The organism is Streptomyces venezuelae, from assembly GCF_008642315.1.
In the GTDB taxonomy this organism is placed as follows: Bacteria; Actinomycetota; Actinomycetes; order Streptomycetales; family Streptomycetaceae; genus Streptomyces; species Streptomyces venezuelae_D.
Genome location: NZ_CP029192.1, coordinates 1,980,257 through 1,999,667, shown reverse-complemented (window position 1 = coordinate 1,999,667; position 19,411 = coordinate 1,980,257). Strand labels below are relative to the sequence as shown.

At 73.6% G+C, this 19,411-nt stretch carries 13 protein-coding genes; 4 read left to right on the top strand and 9 right to left on the bottom strand.

What is annotated here, in order from left to right; all coding sequences use genetic code 11:
* Positions 1 to 19: 19 nt before the first annotated feature.
* The 6 genes from DEJ48_RS08370 to DEJ48_RS08345 all read right to left on the bottom strand — a co-directional run bounded on the left by DEJ48_RS08370 (position 20) and on the right by DEJ48_RS08345 (position 8,498).
* On the bottom strand, positions 20 to 1,966 hold the full coding sequence (locus DEJ48_RS08370) for a substrate-binding domain-containing protein (protein WP_150215556.1): 1,947 nt from the start codon (positions 1,964 to 1,966) through the stop codon (positions 20 to 22).
* Complete coding sequence (locus tag DEJ48_RS08365) at positions 1,956 to 3,533, bottom strand: sugar ABC transporter ATP-binding protein (RefSeq protein WP_223831957.1); 1,578 nt, start codon at positions 3,531 to 3,533, stop codon at positions 1,956 to 1,958. The genes DEJ48_RS08370 and DEJ48_RS08365 overlap by 11 nt, the downstream gene beginning before the upstream one ends.
* Positions 3,530 to 4,579: a LacI family DNA-binding transcriptional regulator gene (locus DEJ48_RS08360; RefSeq protein ID WP_150215555.1), complete on the bottom strand. Its 1,050-nt coding sequence runs from the start codon at positions 4,577 to 4,579 to the stop codon at positions 3,530 to 3,532. Before DEJ48_RS08360 ends, DEJ48_RS08365 begins: the two co-directional genes overlap by 4 nt.
* A gap of 150 nt (positions 4,580 to 4,729) precedes the next feature.
* Complete coding sequence (locus tag DEJ48_RS08355; RefSeq protein WP_150215554.1) at positions 4,730 to 6,067, bottom strand: DUF1266 domain-containing protein; 1,338 nt, start codon at positions 6,065 to 6,067, stop codon at positions 4,730 to 4,732.
* A gap of 242 nt (positions 6,068 to 6,309) precedes the next feature.
* Positions 6,310 to 7,659: a cytochrome P450 gene (locus DEJ48_RS08350; protein ID WP_150221063.1), complete on the bottom strand. Its 1,350-nt coding sequence runs from the start codon at positions 7,657 to 7,659 to the stop codon at positions 6,310 to 6,312.
* A gap of 2 nt (positions 7,660 to 7,661) precedes the next feature.
* Positions 7,662 to 8,498 carry an alpha/beta fold hydrolase gene (locus tag DEJ48_RS08345; protein ID WP_150215553.1) on the bottom strand — a complete coding sequence of 279 codons (837 nt, stop codon included), beginning with the start codon at positions 8,496 to 8,498 and terminating at the stop codon, positions 7,662 to 7,664.
* Between the two features lie 213 nt (positions 8,499 to 8,711).
* On the opposite strand from DEJ48_RS08345, the gene DEJ48_RS08340 reads away from it, so the two are divergent.
* The 4 genes from DEJ48_RS08340 to DEJ48_RS08325 all read left to right on the top strand — a co-directional run bounded on the left by DEJ48_RS08340 (position 8,712) and on the right by DEJ48_RS08325 (position 15,112).
* A complete protein-coding gene (locus DEJ48_RS08340; RefSeq protein WP_150215552.1) occupies positions 8,712 to 12,020 on the top strand; it encodes a GTPase-associated protein 1-related protein in 3,309 nt (1,102 codons plus the stop codon).
* 140 nt (positions 12,021 to 12,160) lie between these two features.
* A complete protein-coding gene (locus DEJ48_RS08335; protein WP_150221062.1) occupies positions 12,161 to 12,820 on the top strand; it encodes a vWA domain-containing protein in 660 nt (219 codons plus the stop codon).
* Complete coding sequence (locus DEJ48_RS08330; RefSeq protein ID WP_190537276.1) at positions 12,817 to 13,713, top strand: protein phosphatase 2C domain-containing protein; 897 nt, start codon at positions 12,817 to 12,819, stop codon at positions 13,711 to 13,713. The genes DEJ48_RS08335 and DEJ48_RS08330 overlap by 4 nt, the downstream gene beginning before the upstream one ends.
* Before the next feature lie 52 nt (positions 13,714 to 13,765).
* A complete protein-coding gene (locus DEJ48_RS08325) occupies positions 13,766 to 15,112 on the top strand; it encodes a serine/threonine-protein kinase (RefSeq protein WP_150221061.1) in 1,347 nt (448 codons plus the stop codon).
* Between the two features lie 57 nt (positions 15,113 to 15,169).
* Here the strand turns inward: DEJ48_RS08325 and DEJ48_RS08320 are convergent, their stop codons facing one another.
* Genes DEJ48_RS08320 through DEJ48_RS08310 form a run of 3 tightly spaced genes read right to left on the bottom strand, consistent with a single transcriptional unit; the run spans position 15,170 to position 19,389 of the window.
* Positions 15,170 to 17,275 carry a hypothetical protein gene (locus DEJ48_RS08320; protein WP_150215550.1) on the bottom strand — a complete coding sequence of 702 codons (2,106 nt, stop codon included), beginning with the start codon at positions 17,273 to 17,275 and terminating at the stop codon, positions 15,170 to 15,172.
* Between the two features lie 3 nt (positions 17,276 to 17,278).
* On the bottom strand, positions 17,279 to 17,773 hold the full coding sequence (locus tag DEJ48_RS08315; RefSeq protein WP_223831955.1) for a hypothetical protein: 495 nt from the start codon (positions 17,771 to 17,773) through the stop codon (positions 17,279 to 17,281).
* Complete coding sequence (locus DEJ48_RS08310) at positions 17,770 to 19,389, bottom strand: hypothetical protein (protein ID WP_150215549.1); 1,620 nt, start codon at positions 19,387 to 19,389, stop codon at positions 17,770 to 17,772. The genes DEJ48_RS08315 and DEJ48_RS08310 overlap by 4 nt, the downstream gene beginning before the upstream one ends.
* Positions 19,390 to 19,411 lie beyond the last annotated feature (22 nt).

Sequence of the window (19,411 nt, the reverse complement as noted above, 5' to 3'; positions counted from 1 at the left end):
TACTCGGTGTGGTCGTCGGTCAGGAGAAGTCCTTCACGTTCTTCGACGTGACGACCTTCACCGGCACCTTCACCATCTCCTCGACCTTCTTGCCCTGCGAGGCCCGCACCGCGTTGCGCACGGCGATCTTCCCGAGCTCCCTCGGCTGCTGCGCCACGGACGCGTACAGCGCGCCCGCCTCGACCGCCTTCAGCCCGTCAGGGGTGCCGTCGAAGCCGACCACCGGGACGGACTTGCCCGCCTTGTCGCCGAGCGCCTTGACCGCGCCGAGCGCCATCTCGTCGTTCTCGGCGAAGACACCGGTCACGCCCTTGTTGGACTGCATGAGGTTCGTCATGACGTCCAGGCCCTTGGTGCGGTCGAAGTCCGCGGGCTGCTTGGCGACGACGTCGATGCCGGGGTACGCCTTGATGCCCTCGGCGAAGCCCTGGCCGCGCTCGCGGCTCGCGGAGGTGCCGGGCGTGCCCTGGAGGACGACGACCTTGCCCTTGCCGCCCAGCTTCTCGGCGAGCGTCTTCGCCGCCAGCCTGCCGCCCGCCACGTTGTCGGAGGCGACGAGCGTCGCGGTCTCCGCCTTGTTCACGCCACGGTCGGCCGCGACCACCGGGATGTCCTGCTTGTTGGCGCCCCGCACGGCGGGGCCCGCCGCGTCGGAGTCCACCGGGTTCACGATGATCGACTTCACGCCCTCGCCGGTGAAGTTCTGCAGCTGGTTGGACTGCTGGGACGCGTCGTTCTGCGCGTCGGTCACCGTCAGGTCGATGCCCGCCTTCTCGGCCTCGGCCTGCGCGCCCTCCTTCATCTGCACGAAGAAGGGGTTGTTGAGGGTCGAGAGCGACATGCCGACCTTCGTGCTCGTGCCGGACGAGCCCGAGTTGAAGAAGGAGACGGCGCCGACGACGGTCGCCACGACCACGGCGGCGACCGCGTACTTCGCCGCCTGCGGACCCTTGCCGCGTATCCCTCCGGACGCTCCCGAGGAGGCGCCCGGCGTCGCGCCCGCCCGGCGCCGCAGCGTGTCGAGCAGGACCGCGAGCGCGATCACGACACCGATCACGACCTGCTGCCAGAACGCGGAGACCGAGAGGAGGTTGAGGCCGTTGCGCAGCACCGCGAGGATCAGCGCGCCGATGAGCGTGCCGGACGCCTTGCCGACCCCGCCCGCGAGGCTCGCGCCGCCGATGACGACCGCGGCGATCGCGTCGAGTTCGTAGCCCTGCGCGGCCTGCGGCTGCGCGGAGACGAGGCGGGAGGCGAGGACGACGCCCGCGACGGCCGCGAAGAGGCCGGAGAGCGCGTAGATGACCAGCTTCTGCCGCTTGACGCGCAGCCCGGACAGCCGGGCCGCCTCTTCGTTGCCGCCGATGGCGTACATGGAGCGGCCGATGAATGTACGCCCGAGGACCAGCGCCGTGACGAGACCCATCGCGACCATCACGATCACCGGGACCGGCAGCCATCCGCCGATCGTGTCACCCAGGTGCGAGACGGAGTCGGGGAACGCGATCGGGCTGCCCTGCGAGATCACCAGGGAGAGGCCGCGGGCCACCGACAGCATCGCGAGCGTCGCGATGAACGACGGGAGTTTCCCGTACGACACGAGCAGGCCGTTGACGAACCCGCAGGCCACGCCGGTCGCGACGGCGAGGACGACCGCCAGCCACACAGGCAGCCCCTGCGAAGTCGCCGTCCAGGCGAGAACGGTGGCGGACAGCGCGGCCACCGAGCCGACCGACAGGTCGATGCCCGCCGACACGATCACGAAGGTGACGCCGAACGCGAGGATCGCGGTGACGGCGGCCTGCACGCCGACGTTGAGCAGGTTCTGCGTGGTGAGGAAGTCGCCGGAGAGCAGCGACATCGCCACGACGAGGACGATCAGGGCGCTCAGCGCGCCGTTGTCGAGCAGGACGCGGCGGAGCGAGGCCGTGCCACCCGCGTCGCGCTTCAGGGTTTCAGTGGCCACGGGAGCCCTCCGCCTCTTCCTTGTTCCCTACCGCGTTCCGTACCGCTTCTTCGTCCGGCACTGCCGCTCGGTGGTGTGCCGTGGTGCTGACAGCGAGTGCCATCACGGCGTCCTGGGTGGCCTCTTCGGCCGTGAGCTCGCCGGCGATCCGGCCCTGCGCCATGACCAGGACCCGGTCGCTCATGCCGAGCACCTCGGGCAGATCGCTGGAGATCATCAGGACCGCGTGCCCGGAGGCCGTCAGCTCGTTGATGAGCTGGTAGATCTCGACCTTCGCCCCCACGTCGATGCCGCGCGTCGGCTCGTCGAGGATGAGGACCTGGACGTCGGCGAGCAGCCACTTGCCGATGACGACCTTCTGCTGGTTGCCGCCGGACAGCGTGCGGACGTGCTGGCCGAGCCCGGCCATGCGCACCCCCAGCTGCTCGGCGATCCGCGCGGCCGCCCGCTCCTGCCCCTTGAGGTCCACGAGCCCGGCGCGCGTCGCCGAACGCAGCGTCACCAGGCCGAGGTTCTCCCGCACGGAGGCGTCGAGGACGAGGCCCTGCCCCTTGCGGTCCTCGGGGACCAGGCCGATGCCCGCGCCCATCGCCGCGTTCACGTCGTGCCGGGGCAGCCGCTCGCCGCGTACGTCGACGGAGCCGCCGTCGTACGGATCGGCGCCGAAGACCGCGCGCGCCACCTCGGTGCGGCCCGCGCCGACCAGACCCGCGAGACCGACGACCTCGCCGGCCCGCACCTCGAAGCTGACGTCGTGGAAGACACCGTCGCGGGTCAGGCCGTCGACGCGGAGCAACGGCGGCCCGGTGTCGGGGCGTTCGCGCGGATACTGCTGCTCGATGCTGCGGCCCACCATGAGGCGTACGAGCTCGTCCTCGTCGGTCGAGGCGGGCACCTGGTCGACGCTGCGGCCGTCGCGCAGGACGGTGACGCGGTCGCCGAGCGCGGCGATCTCCTCCAGATGGTGGGTGATGAAGACGATGCCGACGCCGTCCTCGCGCAGGGTGCGCACGATCGCGAAGAGCTTGTCGACCTCCTCGGAGGTGAGGACGGCGGTCGGCTCGTCCATGATGAGCACCCGCGCGTCCAGGCTCAGCGCCTTGGCGATCTCGACCATCTGGAGCCGGGCGATGCCCAGTTCGCGCACCTTGGCGCGCGGCGAGACCCGGACGCCGACCCGCTGGAGCAGCTCCTCCGCGTCGGCCTCCATCTTCTTCCGGTCGACCAGGCCGAACCGGCGCGGCTGCCGCCCCAGGAAGATGTTCTCGGCGACGGTCAGGTCGGGGACGAGGTTGAACTCCTGGTAGATCGTGGCGATGCCGAGCCGCTCGGCGTCCTGTGCGCCGTTGATGCGGACCTCGCGCCCCTCGGCGAAGATCCGTCCGCTGTCGGGGCGGTAGGCGCCGGAGAGCATCTTGATGAGGGTGCTCTTGCCCGCGCCGTTCTCGCCGAGCAGGACGTGCACCTCGCCGCGGCGCAGGTCGAAGTCGACGGAGTCGAGCGCGACGACGCCGGGGAACGTCTTGCGTATCGACTCGATGCGCAGCAACTCGTCCTGGTTGCTCACGGGTTGCTCCTTCGTACGGGGGTATTGCCGGCGCGGCCTGCGACTTTCTCGCCGCAGGAGCGGCGGACGACGAGGCGGGCGGGCAGGATCACGGACTGCGGGCTCCTGCCCTCGATCCGGTCGATCAGCGCGTGCACGGCGGCCCGTCCGAGGTCGGCGGTCGGCTGGGCGATCGCGGTGACCGGCGGGTCGGTGTGCACGAACCAGGGGATGTCGTCGAACGCGGCGAGCCCGATGTCGTCGGGGACGCGCAGGCCGTGGGCGCGCAGGGCGTCGAGGGCGCCGAGCGCCATCAGGTTGTCGGCGGCGAAGACGACCTCGGGCGGCTTGGGCAGGGCGAGGAAGCGCTCGGTGGCGCGGCGCCCGCTGTCGGCCTGGAAGTCGCCCTGGCCGATGTAGGCGTCGGGCAGGGCGATGCCGTGCTCCCGCAGGGCTTCGCGGAAGGCCTCGACGCGCTCGCTGCCGGTGGTGGTGGCGGCCGGGCCCGCGATGATGGCGAGCCTGCGGTGGCCGAGTCCGTGCAGGTGGGCGACGAGGTCACGGACGGCCTGCCGCCCGTCGGAGCGGACGACGGGGACGTCCACGCCGGGGATCCAACGGTCCACGAAGACCATCGGGGTGCCGGCGCGCACGGCGTCGAGCATCAGCGGCGATCCGCCGTCGGTGGGGGAGACGAGCAGTCCGTCGATCCGCCGGTCGAGCAGGGTCCGCACGTGGTGGTCCTGCAGCTCGGGGCGTTCGTCGGCGTTGCCGATGATCACGCTGTAGCCGAGCGCGCGGGCGGCCTCCTCGACGGACCGGGCCAGCTCCGTGAAGTACGGGTTCAGGACGTCGCTGATGACCAGTCCGAGCGTGCGGGTCTGGTCGGTGCGCAGGGAGCGGGCGACGGCGTTGGGCCGGTAACCGAGCGCCTCGACGGCGGCGAGGACCCGGGTGCGGGACGCGGGGCTGACGGAGGGGTGCCCGTTCAGTACGCGCGACACGGTGGCGACGGACACGCCGGCCTCGGCCGCGACGTCCTTGATGCCCACCGAGCTCGGGGTCATCGTCGGTCCACCTCCTTGTGGAATCGATTACACGGAGGATTGGAAACGATTACACGGGGGTGTGGCAAGGGGGCGGCGGGGCGGGAGGTGCGAGTGAGACCTGATCGTGATGATCGGGCCTCCGGGGCCGACCGTGTCAGTCGTGCCGGGTCAGCCCTGGCGGGTCAGTCGTGCCGGGTCACCCTGGCGGAACGGCACCGTCAGCCACGGGCTGTCCGGGTCCGTGGTCAGGGCGCGGTGCGCGCGCAGCACGTCCGTGTACCAGGACCCGTACGACTCCTCGTCGAAGTGCAGACAGCGCCCCAGGGCATAGCCCGCGGAGAACGCCTCCCAGGAGGTGTACGCGGAGCGGGCGGCCTCGGAGGCGCGCTCCAGGGCCTTGATCATCTCCGCGTGACCGGCGTACCGCGCGCCCCTGCCCCAGCGGGCCATCTTCGACGCGCGCCCGATGTCCCACGCCGCGACCGTGCCGACGTGCCCGTCGGGCGGCAGGAGTTCGTCGGCGCGGAACCGCGCCTCGTAGCGGAGCACCTTGCCGACCAGGCCCCGCAGGTGCGCCACGAACTGGTCGAGTTCGGGGTCCTCGCCGGGGCGGTGCGGCTCGCCGGGGCCGCCGGTCTCCACCACGCGGCGCCGGAGCGCCGCCTCGACCTGGTCGCGCCACAGCTCCGGGTCGACCCGGGGGCCGTGCCGCCGGGCCAGCGCGGTGCGGGCGTCGAGGACGAAGTCCCAGTACCAGGGGCTGACGTCACAGGTGAGCAGCCGCTCCTGGAGGGACAGCCAGTCGTCGCGGTCGTGCACGCCCCACCACTCCTTAAGGCGCCCGATCTCGTTGTGGTGGCCCGCGCCGTGCCAGTCGACGGTGTTCCAGGCGTCGCCGTTGGCGAAGCACAGGTGCGCGCCGCACGCCAGGCCGTGCAGGAGCGGGCCGCCGGTCTCGGGGGCGCCCGTGCGGCGGGTGTCGATGCGGTTCCCGAGGCCGTCGGTGCGGTGGTACTTGTCGTGCAGGTCCGACCAGACCGCACGCTCGTCGTCAGTGGTCAGGTAGAACTGCTGGCACGGTGTCGCCGCGTTCACCACGAGCAGGTCGACGTCGTCGGGGCAGCCCTGGGCCAGCGAGTCCAGCGTGACGTACTCGTAGACGACGGCGGGGTGCGGGCGGGGCAGCACGCCCGCCGTGTAGACCTGCGCGACCTTCCTGCCGTCCGGCAGGTCGACGGTGAGCAGCTCGCTCGCGGCGTCCGTGCGTTCCGTGCGGCCCGTCTCCGTGACCGACACCGGGCGGTAGAGACCCTCGACGGCTATCGCCCGCAGGTAGCCGTACGCGTCGTCCTCCTGGCACAGCTCGTACAGGTGCTGCTCCAGGTCGGCGGGCGCCTGCCAGGGACCGCCGTCCTCGGGGGCCGGGAAGTCGGGGAAGACGTCGTCGTGGAGCTCGGCGTCGATGTCGTACGTGTCGCCGGGGGCGGCGGCGTGGTCGTCGTGCATGGGTGGGTCTCTCCGCTCGGGCGCTGCGTGGGTTCTCGCGGTTCCGCGTGGGGGCCTCGCGGTCCTGCGCGTAGGTTCTCGCGATCCCGGGCGCCGTTCTCCGGCGGTTCGGCGGCGAGACCCGCGTTCTCGCGACGCTGTGCCCAGTCCCGCGATCCCGCGCCGGCCCCCCCTTTTTTTCCGTCGTCGGTCGTCGTCGGTCGTCATCGGTTGTCATCGGTTGTCGTTGTCGATCTTGCACCCTACGTGGGCGCCTCGATCCGCACCGACTTGAGGCCGTTGATGAAGTGCGAGACCAGGTGGCGCGGCGGGGCCGCGAGGCGCAGGACGGGCAGGGCGCGCGTCACCTCCTCGTGGAAGAGGCGCAGTTGCAGCCGGGCGAAGTGCGCACCGAGGCAGACGTGCGGGCCGTCGCCGAACGCCACGTGGGGGTTGGGCGAGCGGGACAGGTCGAGGCGGTGCGGGTCGGTGAAGACGCGCTCGTCGTGGTGGGCGGACGCGTGGAACACGACGACCTTGTCCCCGGCCGCGATGCGCGTCCCCGCCAGCTCGGTGTCGCGGGCCGCGGTGCGCCGGAAACTGAGCACCGGCGGGTGGCGGCGCAGGAGTTCGTCCACGGCGGTGCCGAGCCCGACCGCCCCGGCTCGCAACCGCTCGTACTCGCCGGGGCTCTCCGCGAGGGCGAGCAGCCCGCCGGGTGCGGCACCGCGCACGGTGTCGTTGCCCGCTACGGTGAGGAGGAAGAAGAACATCTCCAGTTCGGGCGTGGTGAGTTCGGGGTCGTGGGCGAGCGTCGTGAGGACGTCGTCGCCGGGGTGGTCGCGTTTGTGCGCGGCCAGCGTGCGCGCGTACGCGAACATGTCGCGCAGCATCGCGGGGGAGCGCGGGTTGACCGGCTCGCCGTCGGGGCCGAGCACGGGCGGGGGCGCCTCGTCCGGGTCCTGGTAGCCGATGACGCGTTGCGTCCAGTGCAGGAGGAGACCGCGGTCGGCGGCGGGGATGCCCAGCAGGTCGGCGAGGTTGAGCAGGGCGTACTCGTCGGTGACGGCGGTGACGACGTCGAAGGTGCCGTCCTGGGCGCGGGCCTGTTCCAGGGCGGAGGCGATGAGCGTACGGGCCCGCTCGCGCACCCTGGCCTCGAAGCGCTCGATCAGCCGCGGGGTGAAGGCACGGCTGACCAGCCTGCGCAGCCGGCCGTGGTCGCAGGGTCCGCGGTCGTCCGCCCGGGTGCCGGGAGCGTTGGTGGCGGCCGCGGGGTCCTGGTTGAGCATCATGCGCCGGATGAACGGCAGGTCGTCGGGGGCGGGGTCGCGGATCTGGGTGGCGCCCAGGTACGAGGAGTACGTCGCCGCGTCCTTGAGGACCCGCACGACATCCGCGTGCCGGGTGACGGCCCAGAAACCGGGGCCCGCGGGCCACCCGAGCACGGCGGGCTCGTCCTGCCACGCGACGGGGTGGTGATCGCGCAGGACCCGGTAGCGGTCGTGGGGGACGCCGGTGGCGTAGAGGCGGGGGTCGAAGACGTCGGGGGCGGGGGGTGAGGTGGTCCGGTGGTGGCGGCTGGGCGGGGTTGCGTCCTGCGGGCCGCGCAGGCTCACGCGACGCCGTCCCCGTCCGTGCAGTCGTCCTCGCCGGTGAACCCCTCGCCGCCCTCGACCGCGTCGCCCTCGGCCCGCAGGAAGTCCTCGACCGTGCGGATCAGTTCGAGGGGCACCTCGTCCATCGCGTAGTGCCCGGCCCGCGGCAGCTCCGCCAGCTCGCCCTGCGGGTACGAGCGCAGCCACGTGCGGCGCATCAGGTCCGCGGAGAGCGCGGGGTCGAGCGCCCCGGTGACCGCGAGCGCCGCCACGGGCGACCCCTCGACCTCGGTGTGGAAGTCGTCGCCCGCCCAGGAGTCCAGCCAGGCACGGAACGCCTTCGCGTCGCTGACGGCGAGCGAGCGCCGCACCATGCGGTCGAGCCAGGCCCGGGGGCGTACGCCACCCGTGGTGATGTCGATGATGGTGCGGCGGCTCTCCGGCGTGTGCGCGGCCGAGGCGAACAACTCCCACTGCTCGGGCGGCAGTTGCAGCCCGGACGCGGGTACGGGCGACACGCCGGCCAGTCGCCGCACCCGGTGCGGCGCCACGGCCAGGACGCGCTGGGCGACGCTGCCGCCCATGGAGTGCCCGATCAGCGAGAACCGCTCCCAGCCGAGGTGGTCGGCCAGGTCGAGCACGTCGTCGGCGCCCTCGCCGGTGGTGTACGCGCCGGCCGTGTCCTTGGCCTCGCCGTACCCGCGCAGGTCCACCACCGCGTACGTGAACGCGGTGGTGTCGAGGTCCGCGAGCACCGGCCCGTACGCCGAACGGTCCGCGAACCATCCGTGGATCGCGACCACTTTGTGCGGGCCTTCGCCGAGCAGGGTGTGCGGGAGCAGGAACGGGTTCACAACGACTCCGATCGCCGACGGGGTCCGGGGCGGCACCGGCAGTGCGGGACGTGACCACGGTGTCCCGGGCCGCGGTGTCGCGCAAGGGTGCGCGCGTCGTCCGTTCCCGTGTTCGACCAGGTGTGGGCGGTGCGGGTGAGCGGTGCGTGCCGAGGTGGGGGTGAACTTGGCGGACGGCCTGCGGTGCGGTGCCGCGGGTGGTCAGAATGTGGCATGGCCATCCGTCGCCTCAGCTACCGGCTCGACCAGGAGCCGGACACCGGAGCCGTCAGTCTCGTCCCGCCGGACCCGGATTCACCGCAACTGTGCGAGCACGAAGGACGGTTGTGGAGTGCCGTCGCACGCGTCATGGGCGTTCCGCCCGCCGGGGAGGCGGGGTCCGAGCTGAGCTACAGCCTGCTCCCGGACGGCGGCCGCCTCCTGTGCGCGGCCCTCCCGGGGCAGCGGGTGGAGGCGCTGCACCTGAGCGCGGACACGCCCGGGCCGGGGCCCGTCTGGCCCATCGACACGTGGCGCTCCGAGTCCTGGCAGGGGGAGCGGGACGAGTCCCTGGGTTCGGGCTTCGTCGAGTCCGAACTGCCCGTGCCGGAGGCGCACTTCGACCGCGAGCTCCTCGTCGCGTTCGCCCGGGAGCGGGCCGACCGTGTCGCGCCCTTCCTCGCCGACGTGCGCCGCCTCTTCGAGGACCCCGCCGGGCGGCAGATCGTCCTCGTCGAGGACGACTCCGAGACCGTGGCCCGCTGGATCGCCCTCGCCTGCGCGTCGCTTCCCGAGACATACGTCTCCGCGCTGACGTTCACCACGTGGACCGACGACCCGCGGCGTGCCCCGCAGCGGATCATCGGCATCGGGCCGGAAGCGGAGTTCGACCGGTCCGACGACGCGGTGGTGGAGTACCTGTACCGCGTCCACGACGGCACGGGCGGCGGCCCCGAGAGCCCGGCCACCGAACCGGACGCGTGGGCCCGCCTGACAGCCGAACGCTGGCTCACCGGCAACCCACCGCGCCCCCCGCGCGGCACGGCGACGGACCCCGAGGGCCCCTTCGCCCTCATCCCCCTGGTCGCGGGGGCACTGCTGAGGTCTGCGACGGGGCGGGGGGCGGGGGGTGGCGAGGGTGCCGGACGCACTCCGGATTCCGGCGCCTCCGGGCACGCTCAGCGCCTGGACGGCGCGGAGCGCGCCCCGGGGCCCGACGGTGTCGGAGGCGCTCCGGGGCTCGACGGTGTGAGGCGTGCCCCGGGTTCCGACGGTGCGGGAAGCGCCCAAGGCCTCGACGGCACGGGATGGGCTCAGGGTCCCGACGATGCCGGAGGCGCCGCAGGTCCAGATGGTGCCGGACAGGCTCAGGGCTTCGCCGGTACGGGGCGAGCCCAGAGCCCCGAGGGTGCCGGACGAGCTGAGGGCTCCGAGGGCGCCGGACGGGCCCAGGATCTCGACGGGGCGGCGGGCGCCCAAGCCGCGGATGCCGCAGGACGCACTCCGGATCCTGGCGCCTCCGGGCATGCTCCGGGCCCCGGTGTCTCTGGGCACGCTCCGGATCCCGGTGTCTCTGGGCATGCTCCGGGCCCCGGTGTCTCTGGGCATGCTCCGGGCCCCGGTGTCTCTGGGCACGCTCCGGATCCCGGTGTCTCTGGGCACGCTCCGGGCCCCGGTGTCTCTGGGCACGCTCCGGATCCCGGTGTCTCTGGGCACGCTCCGGGCCCCGGTGTCTCTGGGCACGCTCCGGGCCCCGGTGTCTCTGGGCACGCTCCGGATCCCGGTGTCTCTGGGCACGCTCCGGATCCCGGTGTCTCTGGGCACGCTCCGGGCCCCGGTGTCTCTGGGCACGCTCCGGATCCCGGTGTCTCTGGGCACGCTCCGGGCCCCGGTGCCTCCGGGTACGCCCCGAGCTCCGGTGCTTCCGGGCACACCCCGGGCCCTGGTGCCTCCGGGTACGCCCCGAGCTCCGGCGCCTCCCCGCACGCCCCGAGCCCCGCCCCCTCCGGCCACGCCCAGCGACCCGGCCACGCCGGACCAGCCGCCGACGGCGAGCTCGGTGGGCTTCGGGGTGACACCCTGCGTGCCGTTCTCGACGCCTTCACCGAGTCCGTGACCAGGGGCGAAGCCGACGCCCGTACCCTCGCGGAGCTCGACCGGCTCTGTCGGGGGCTCGACGGGGACCAGGCCCTCGCCGCGCGGCCCCTCGCACTCGCCCTCGTCAAGCACCGGCTCGACGCGTCCCGCGGCCGCGGCACGCTCCCCGACCTGGCCTCCTTCGACGGGCTGCCGCTCGGGCAGGAGGCCTGGCGCGAGCTGCGCGAGGAGTACGGCGACCGCGCCGACGACGCCCTGCGCGCGCGGCTCCGTGACCCCGTCACCACCTGGACGGAACCGCTGCGCCTCGCCCTGGCCGTGGGCGCCGACGGCGGGACCGGGCTCGCCCGGGCCATGGACCGCCTCGCGGAGGCCCTGCTGCACCCGGAGCGGCGTGACTGCGCGCAGGCCGTCCACGTGCTGTCCGAGCTCGACCACGTCGCCTTCACCCGGCGCGTGCTCCGGCATCTCCTGGACAACTTCACCGAGCGCAAACTGGACCGCCTGCGCGCCCTCGCCGACTCGCCCCAGGGCGACTGGCTGCGGCGCAACATCGACGACGCGCCGCTCACCGTCCGCCTCGCCGCGGCCGCCGCGCAGTGGCACGGTCCGCCGGACCGGCTGCGGGGAGTCGAGCTCTTCGAGCGGCTCACCGGACTCCTCTCCGCCCGCAGGGTCGAGGACGTCAAGACGCTCAACCTGCTGTGGCGCCTGGTGTGGCGCAACGACCCGCCGAACCGCGCCGAACAGCCCCGCGTGGCCCGCCTCTGCACCCCCCGCCTGATCATCGAGGCCGATCTCGGCCGCCGCATCATGGGATGGCTCAAGGAGCCCGACCACTGCGACCGTGAACTGGTCGCCTTCGCGCGGGAGATGCGCGAGGACCCCAAGCTCGGCGCCCAGGACCGGGACACCGCGGAACTCCTCGTCATCGCCCAGGACCTCGCCGACGGGCGGCTCGCCGTCAACAGGGCCTCCGTCGGCCGGCTCAGGGAACTGAAGCGCAAGGTGTCGCCGCTCGGCATGGTCCTGGGCAAGGGCGTCGACGAACGGGTGGGCCGGGCCCTCGCCGCGGCGAACCCGCTCGACGTGTGCGAGTCCGGACTGCGGATCCTCGTCGCCGCGGGACCGGACCTCCTCGGCGCCTACCGCGCGCACCTCCTGGAGGAGCGGACCCGCGCACGGCTCGAGCGTGAACTCCCGGGTCATCCGACCGAGTTGGCTGCCTACTACCACCTGTGGCGGCCCCGCCGACGGCACGGCGTCACCGCCGGCTGGCGGGACGTCGCCGCCGAACTGCTCGACCAGGTCCTCGCGCCCGTCCTCGCCCATCTGGACGACCACCGCCTCGGCCAAGTGGCCACCGTCCTGCACCGGGAGGGCCAGGACGTACAGGAATGGACGGCGTGGCGCCATCGGGTGGCGGGCCGGGAGCAGCAGACCTGACCGCGTACCGCCGGGCTCCCACCCTCAAGTACCCAAGTGCCTGAGCACTCACGAACCCCACGAACCCATGAACCCGTGAAAGGACCAGCGTGAGCGACACCAGCGAGACCGTCGTCGTCGACAACTTCCCCGGCGGCAGTATGGCGAGCCGCCCCGTGCACTTCATCTGGATGCTCGACTGCTCGGGCTCCATGGGCGTGAACGGCAAGATCGGCGAGCTGAACTTCGCCATCCGTGAAGCCATCCCCGAGATGCAGCAGGCCGCCCAGTCCAACCCCGCCGCGTCCCTGCTGGTGCGCGCCATCACCTTCGCCAGCGGAGCGAGCTGGCACGTCGGCGAGCCCACCCCCGTCGACCGGTTCTCCTGGGAGGACGTGCACATCTACGGCGGCACGGACATGGGCGCCGCGTTCAAGCTCGCGGCCGGCGCGCTGCAGACCCCGCCGATGCCGCAGCGCGCCCTGCCCCCCGTCCTCGCCCTCGCCTCCGACGGCCAGCCCACCGACGACTGGCGGGCCGGGCTGCGCGCCATCGACGGCACCCCGTGGGGCAAGCGTGCCGTACGCGTCGCGGTGGCCATCGGCGACGACGCGGACAAGAGCATGCTCAAGGAGTTCCTCGGCAACCCCGAACTGGAACCCCTGCAGGCGAAGAACCCGCGCCAGCTCGCCGCCGCCATCCGCTGGATGTCGACCGCCGTCGTCAAGGACGCCTCCACCCCGAAGGTCGACGACGGAGCGAAGCCCGCGACGCCGCTCGACGTGCCGTCGATGACCAAGGGCGAAGACGACATCTGGTGACCGGGCCGGAGACGACGACCGGGCCCGGCCGCCGCCCCGCCGCGCCCCCCGGTCCGTGGGCGCTGCTCAGCGGCGCGGTCAAGGGAGTGGCCAAGAAGTACAGCCAGGACCGCAGCGTGGCCCTGCCCGTCGCGCAGGGGCGTGCGGTCGTCCTCGCGGTGGCGGACGGGCACGGCAGCGCCGCGCACTTCCGCAGCGACCTCGGGGCGTACTGGGCGGTCGAGGAGTTCACCGCGTGCGCGGCGGCGTTCGCGCGCGAGGCCGCCCGGGTCGGCGCCGACGCCGCGGGCTGGCCCGCCCTGCGCGAGGAGGCGCGCCGCCTGCCGCAGCGGGTGGCCCACCTGTGGCACGAGCGCGCTGTGTACCACGACACCAACTCGCCCGCGCACGGCGTACGTGCGCAGCCGGCCGCCGATCGCACGGGGCGCGTCGACCGTCCGGACGTCCCGGACCTCGCCGCGTATGGAAGCACCCTCATCGGGGCCGTGCTGACCGAGCACACCTTGTTCTGCTGGCAGTTGGGCGACGGGGACATCGTGCTCGTCGACGGCGGCGGCATCCCGCACACCCCGCTCTCCAGCGGTCCCGACATGGGCGACGAGACCGACTCGCTCTGCGAGCCCGAGCCGTGGCGCAAGATGCGGGCGCACTGGCAGCCGTTCACCGGCGGTGCGCCGCCGTGCGTGCTGCTCTCCACCGACGGGCTCTCCAAGAGCTTCGCCGACCACCAGGGTTTCCTGGACTTCGCCACCGGCCTCGGCGAGCGCGCCGCGGGGCAGGGCGTGGCGGCGGTCCAGTCCCAGCTCCCGGACTGGCTGGCGCGGGCCGCCAAGTACTCCGGGGACGACACGACGCTCGTGGGCGCCATAGCGGTGCCCGAGCAGACGCAGTAGCAGGCGCAATAGCAGACGCAGCAGCAGACGCAGGGCAGAGAGGAACAGAATGGTGAACGGCATGCTCGCCGCCGGAAAGACCCTGGTGGCCGAGTCGGGGGAGAAGCTCAAGGTCGCCGAGCTCTTCGGCTCCGGCGGCCAGGGCGAGGTCTACCGCGTCCAGACGCCCACCGGGGACCGCGCGGTCAAGTGGTACTACCCCCAGCTCGCCGACGCCCGGCAGCGCGAGATCCTCGAAGGGCTCATCGCCAAGGGCTGGGACGACCCCCGCTTCCTGTGGCCCCGCTCCATCGTGATGGACCCCGAGGGCAAGCAGCCCGGCTTCGGCTATCTCATGGACGTACGCCCCGCACGCTTCTGCGACCTGCCCGCGCTCTTCCGCCGCGACCCCTCGGTGGCGTCCGCGACGATGCGGACCCTCGTGACCGTGGCGCTGCACACCGTCGAGGCCTACCGCGCCCTGCACTCCCGCGGCATCGCCTACCGCGACATCAACTGGGGCAACATCTTCTTCGACCCGCGCACCGGCGACGTTCTCGTCTGCGACAACGACAACGCCGTCGTCGAGGGCGCCGAGGCCGCCGTCGCGGGCACCATGGACTTCATGGCGCCCGAACTGGTCCGCGGCGACAAGGGCAAACAGCCCGGCACCCAGAGCGACCTGCACTCCCTGGCCGTGCTGCTCTTCCTGCTCCTCATGAACGACCACCCGTTCAACGGCGCCCTCGCCCTCAGCATCCGCTGCATGGACGAGGCCGCCAAACGCCGCCTGTACGGCACCGACCCGGTCTTCGTCTACGACCCGACCGACCTCCGCAACCGCCCCGTGCCCGGTGAGCAGCCGACCGTCGAGGCGACGTGGGGAGCGCTGCCGCAGATCCTGCGGGACCTGTTCGTCCAGACGTTCACGGACGGCCTGCGCAACCCCGCGCTGCGCGTGCGCGAGTCACAGTGGCGCGACGCGCTCAGCCAGGTCCTCGACGCCATCACACAGTGCGGCGCCTGCGGCAAGCAGAACCTCACACAGCCCGACGGCGCGCCCCCCACCTGCTGGAAGTGCCGCACCGTCATCACGCTGCCGCCCCGCCTCGAACTCGTCACCGGCACGGGGACCCTGCGCACCAAGCGCGGCATCCGGCTCGCCCCGAGCGCCCGCGTCTACGCCCACCACCTGCGCGACGACCCCGAACGCCACGACTTCTCCGCCGTGGTCGGCGAGGTGACCGAACACCCGCAGCAGCGTGGGCGGTTCGGCCTCACCAACCGCACCAAGTCGGTGTGGACGGCCCGCAAGGACGACGGGACGGTGCGGGATGTGGACCCGGGCAAGACGATCGCGCTCCGGTCGGGGCTGCTGATCGAGTTCGGCGGGGGGACGGAGGCCGTGGTCAAGGAGTAGGCCGCACGGCCCCGCACGCCACCCGGCGCAATCAACTCGGCGCCCGGTCGAGCTCGTTCAGGACCACCGGCCGCGCCAGCGTCGCCACCACGTGCCCCAGCGGGACGGCGGGGGCGGCGCCGGGGGAGGCGGGGGCAGGGGCGCGGCGGGCAGGGTCGCGCGGGCCGGCCCCGTGTCGATCGACACGGCGTCGGGGCGGGGGAGCGGCGTCACCGTGATGGCGCACTCGTCGGCCGACACGGGCAGGTCGACGGGTCGTCCCGCCCGGTGCGCGCTGCGCGCGACCCGCCGTTCGCCGCCGCGCAGCCCGTCGGTCCACGCGACGTGCACCAGGACCGCGGGCTCCGGCCAGTCGAAGCGCAGCTCGGCGCGGTCCGCGGCCACCCGACGTACGCGTAACCCCCTTATGGCAGCCGGGTGTTCGATCACCACGCTCGGACCGGACACGGCACGCCCGCCCAGCACGCTCACCGCCGTCACGCGCATCCGCCGCTCGGGTTCCGGTGTCAGCTCGGCGCGGGACTCGGCGCCGACCGCGGTCGCCGGGATCCGGTCCACGCCGCTCACGACGTCGGACACGTCTGTGCCCGGCGCGACCGGGGCCGTCGTCCAGGGAAGGAGCAGGCCGTCGCCGAGTTCGGGCGGCCGCCACGCGATGGTCACCCGCTCGCCGTCCGGGTTCCGGCGCACGCTGAGCTCCTCGACGGGGGACGGCCACTGTTCGGCGCGGGCCGTGACGGTCACGCCGCGGGACCAGACGAGGTCGCCGTCCGGATCGCGGTAGCCGCAGCGCACTTCGTACGTGTACGTCCCCGGGGCGAGCGGCGCGTCCCGTACCCTGTCGTGCTCGCAGGGGACCCGGACCAGCGACGACGCTCCCCAACCGCCGGCGTCCGTCTCCGTTGCCGACCGTGTCACCCGCACCTCGGCCGCCGCGGGATCGGGCCGCCACCGCAGGTGCAGCCCGCCCGGCACGAGCGTGCAGCGCAGCTCCGTCGCCACCGGAGTGAGCAGCACGGGAGCGGTGACGCGCGGCACTCCGGCGATGCGGTCCCGGTCCCCCTGGAGGGGGACGACGGCGTACCGCACGGGGCGGCCGACGGGGGCGTCCGGGTCGACGGACGCGGGCCGCAGCTCGCCCGCCGCTGTCTCCACGGCGAGGTCGGGCGCGCCGTCGGGGAAGCGCAGGACGCGGTACGTCACCTCGGCGTCCCGCGCGGGCGCGCACCAGGACAGGCGTACGGCGCGGTCCTCGGGGACGGCCGTCACCGCGGAGCCCACGGGGCTCGCGGGGTCGTCGGCGAGGATCGCGGCGACGCGCAGCAGGCCCGTCTGGGCCGCCGGGTCGTCCCGGGCGAGGCGGAGCGCCCCCAGCCAGGCGTCGGCCGCGGCGCGCGGCGCGCCGGTGGCTTCCGCCGCGGCACCGTCGGCGGTCAGGCGGGCGACCTCGGTGGACCGGGCGCGGACGCCGTCGACGAGCGCGGCGAGGCGGTGGTCGTCGGGGCCGTCGGCGTACGCGGAGGCGCGCGGGAGCCGGGCCACGAGCCGTTCCGCCTCGCGCAGCCGCACGCCGGGCCAGACGTCGTTGAGGGTCTCGGCGGCGTGCCGGGCCGGGCCGGTCGCGGGGAATCCGGCCGCGACGGCGGAGGCGAGCAGTCCCGCCTCGGCGCGGTGCACGCCCAGGGCGACGGCGTCCGACTCGACGGGGCGCTCGCCGCCGTCCCGCAACAGGCAGCACACCTCCCACAGGACCAGCCGCCGCAGCCCTTGCGCGTCGTCCCGCACCAGGGTCTCCAGGGTGTCGACCACGGCGGCCGCGGAGTCGGCGCGCGGATCCGGCGAGGACAGCCACCGGCCGCGCGCCCGCCGCACGTACGACACGTCGACGCGGTGCCAGATGCCGCCGCGGCCCGGGAACCAGAGGCCGTCGAGGACGCGGAACCCGTCGTCCGTGGCGGCCTTGGGCAGCGTGCCGAAGACGGCGTCGTGGGCGGGGGCGGGTTCGGGCGCGCGCAGGGCGTCGGCGGCGTGCCGGAATCCCAAATCGGTGATGTCGGCGTGCAGGTGCAGGTAGCCCCGCAGGCCGGGGCAGCGTGGCAGCGCGGGCAGGGGCGGCCGTGCGCCGCTCGCCTTCGGGTGCTCGCCGGGACGCAGGACGGCCATGGCTCAGCCGCCCGGCGCGGTGTAGAAGTAGACGCGGACCACGGCGGTCTCCGCGCGTTCGCCGAGGTTGTGGTAGTCGTCCGTTGCCGTCTTCCCGGTGAACATCTCCGGACGGGCCTTGCCGAGGAGCCCGTTGACGCGGTGGGCGTAGACCGTGCCGTTCGAACTCCCGCCGAAGGTGAGGACGAGCGCGGCCTCACGGCCCGACCACTTGCGGGTGTCCTTCGCGATCTGCTTCACGAGGTCGCCCTTGTTCCGCCCGGCCACCTCGAACTCCTGGGGGTGCCGGTCCACGGCGCGCGGCCCCGTCGGAGTGGGGGGTTCGGTCGTCTCGGACTTCGACGGCTCGGGAGTGGGCCGGTCGTCCGCCTTCGGGTCCGGCCGGTCGGCCATCGACACGAGCGCGAGCACGAGCAGCAGATCGGCGAAGAGCCACCCCGCGAGCACGACGACCCCGGGCCGCCCGCCGCGCCGCCGCTCCTCGCGCCCTCGACTCACGCGCTCCCCCCGCTCCGGGGCCGGGGCGGCGGCAGCCGCGTGGTCGGCGCGTCGAGGGGCGCGTCGGCGGGCGGATCCAGGGGTGCGTCCGGTGGGGCGGCGGAGACCGGTCCCGGAGCGGCTGCGCTCTCCGGGGGAGTGGCGGCGGGGGCGTGCGCGGAGGCCGCGTGGGGCGTGCGCCCGCCGGTCCCGGAGTCGCCGCTCATGGCGTACGCCTCGTTCGCGGAGCCGCCACCGGTGCCGTACCCACCGGCTGCGGAACGGCCGCGGTCGTACGGCCCCGTCGCGGGGCCGGTACCGGTGCGATGCGCACCGCTCGTGTCGTACCCGCCGGTTGCGGTGTCGCCGCCGGATCCGTAGGGACCGTTCGCGGGGTCGCGGCCCGTGCCGTACCCCCCGTTCGTCGCGGCACTGCCCGCGCCGTACGCCCCGTTCGCGGAGCCGTACCCCCCACTCGTCGGTGTCGCAGCCGACATCGGAAGCGTCCTCGCCAGGGCGGCCATCCTCGCGTCGAGGCGGGCCGCCGCGTCCTGCCAGTGGGCCGCCGCCGCGTCCCAGCGTTCCGTGGCCTCCCGCATGCCGTCCACCGCGTCGCCGGTGCGGCCCGCGCTCGTCACCAGGGCCTGCGACGCCAGTTCCGTCGCCTTCGCCACCGACTCGGACTTGGTCACGAGGGACTGCTGGGCCGCGACCAGCGCCTTCAGGGACGCCTCGACCGTGTCGCCCGCCGTCTTGACGTGGTCGACGATGCCGCGCGCGGCCTGCGCGTTGGCGCGGCCCGCCTTGGCGGTTTCCTCCGTGCCGTTGCGCAGCGTCGTGTTGATGCGGTCCGCCGCGTCGCCGAGCTTCGGCACCTCCTTGGTGAGGGACTGGGCAGCCAGCCGCAGGGCGTCGGCCGCCTGGACCGCCGACGCCGTCGCGCCCGTCAGCGCGTTGTGGCTGCGCTCGGCCTTGATCGTCACCTGCTGCATCTTCTGGGCGGCCGCCGTGAGCTGCGCGGTGAACTGCTGGGGCGACGCGCTGCGGTGCGAGGCGAGCAGCATCTGCGTGCGCGTCAGCACCGCCGCGAGCTCGGCGAGGAGCCGATCCTGCTCCGCCTCCCGCGCGTCCTCGGCGCGCTCCGTACGCACCCGCACGCGCGCGTGCCACACCGAAAGTCCCACGAGCAGGGCGATCAGGAGGACCGCCATCAGGGCCACGTTCTCGAAGCGGCCGAGCGACGACAGGTGCCCGCCGAAGCCCGACTGCCAGAGCTGCAGGAAGGGGCGCGTGGCCTGTTCGGGGTTCTCGTCGGCCAGCTCCCCGTATGCCCGCACCGCCTCCCGCAGACCGAACCAGGTGATCAGCAGGGGGATGAAGACGAGGACCCCGAGCGCGGCCTCCAGCAGGCGGTCGTGCCGGCCCGAGGACCGGTCGAGGGGCGCACGGACGCTCTCGGGGCGTACGTAGGCCTGGACGAGGTCGATCTCCGCCCACCGGTCGAGCTGGTTCGACCCGCCCAGATCCTGGTGCAGCACGGACAGTTCGGCCGAGCGCGGCTTCAGCGCGGGCAGGGCCGCCAGCCGCCGCAACTCCTTGACGATCAAGGCTTTGTCGAGCAGTTGTGCGGGCGTCAAACGGTTCCCTCCCTGACTCACG

Coding starts and splice junctions, on each gene's coding strand:
- DEJ48_RS08335 (WP_150221062.1), top strand. CDS start 12,161: ATGGCGAGCCGCCCCGTGCACTTCATCTGGATGCTCGACTGCTCGGGC.
- DEJ48_RS08340 (WP_150215552.1), top strand. CDS start 8,712: ATGGCCATCCGTCGCCTCAGCTACCGGCTCGACCAGGAGCCGGACACC.
- DEJ48_RS08320 (WP_150215550.1), bottom strand. CDS start 17,275: ATGGCCGTCCTGCGTCCCGGCGAGCACCCGAAGGCGAGCGGCGCACGG.
- DEJ48_RS08355 (WP_150215554.1), bottom strand. CDS start 6,067: ATGCACGACGACCACGCCGCCGCCCCCGGCGACACGTACGACATCGAC.
- DEJ48_RS08360 (WP_150215555.1), bottom strand. CDS start 4,579: ATGACCCCGAGCTCGGTGGGCATCAAGGACGTCGCGGCCGAGGCCGGC.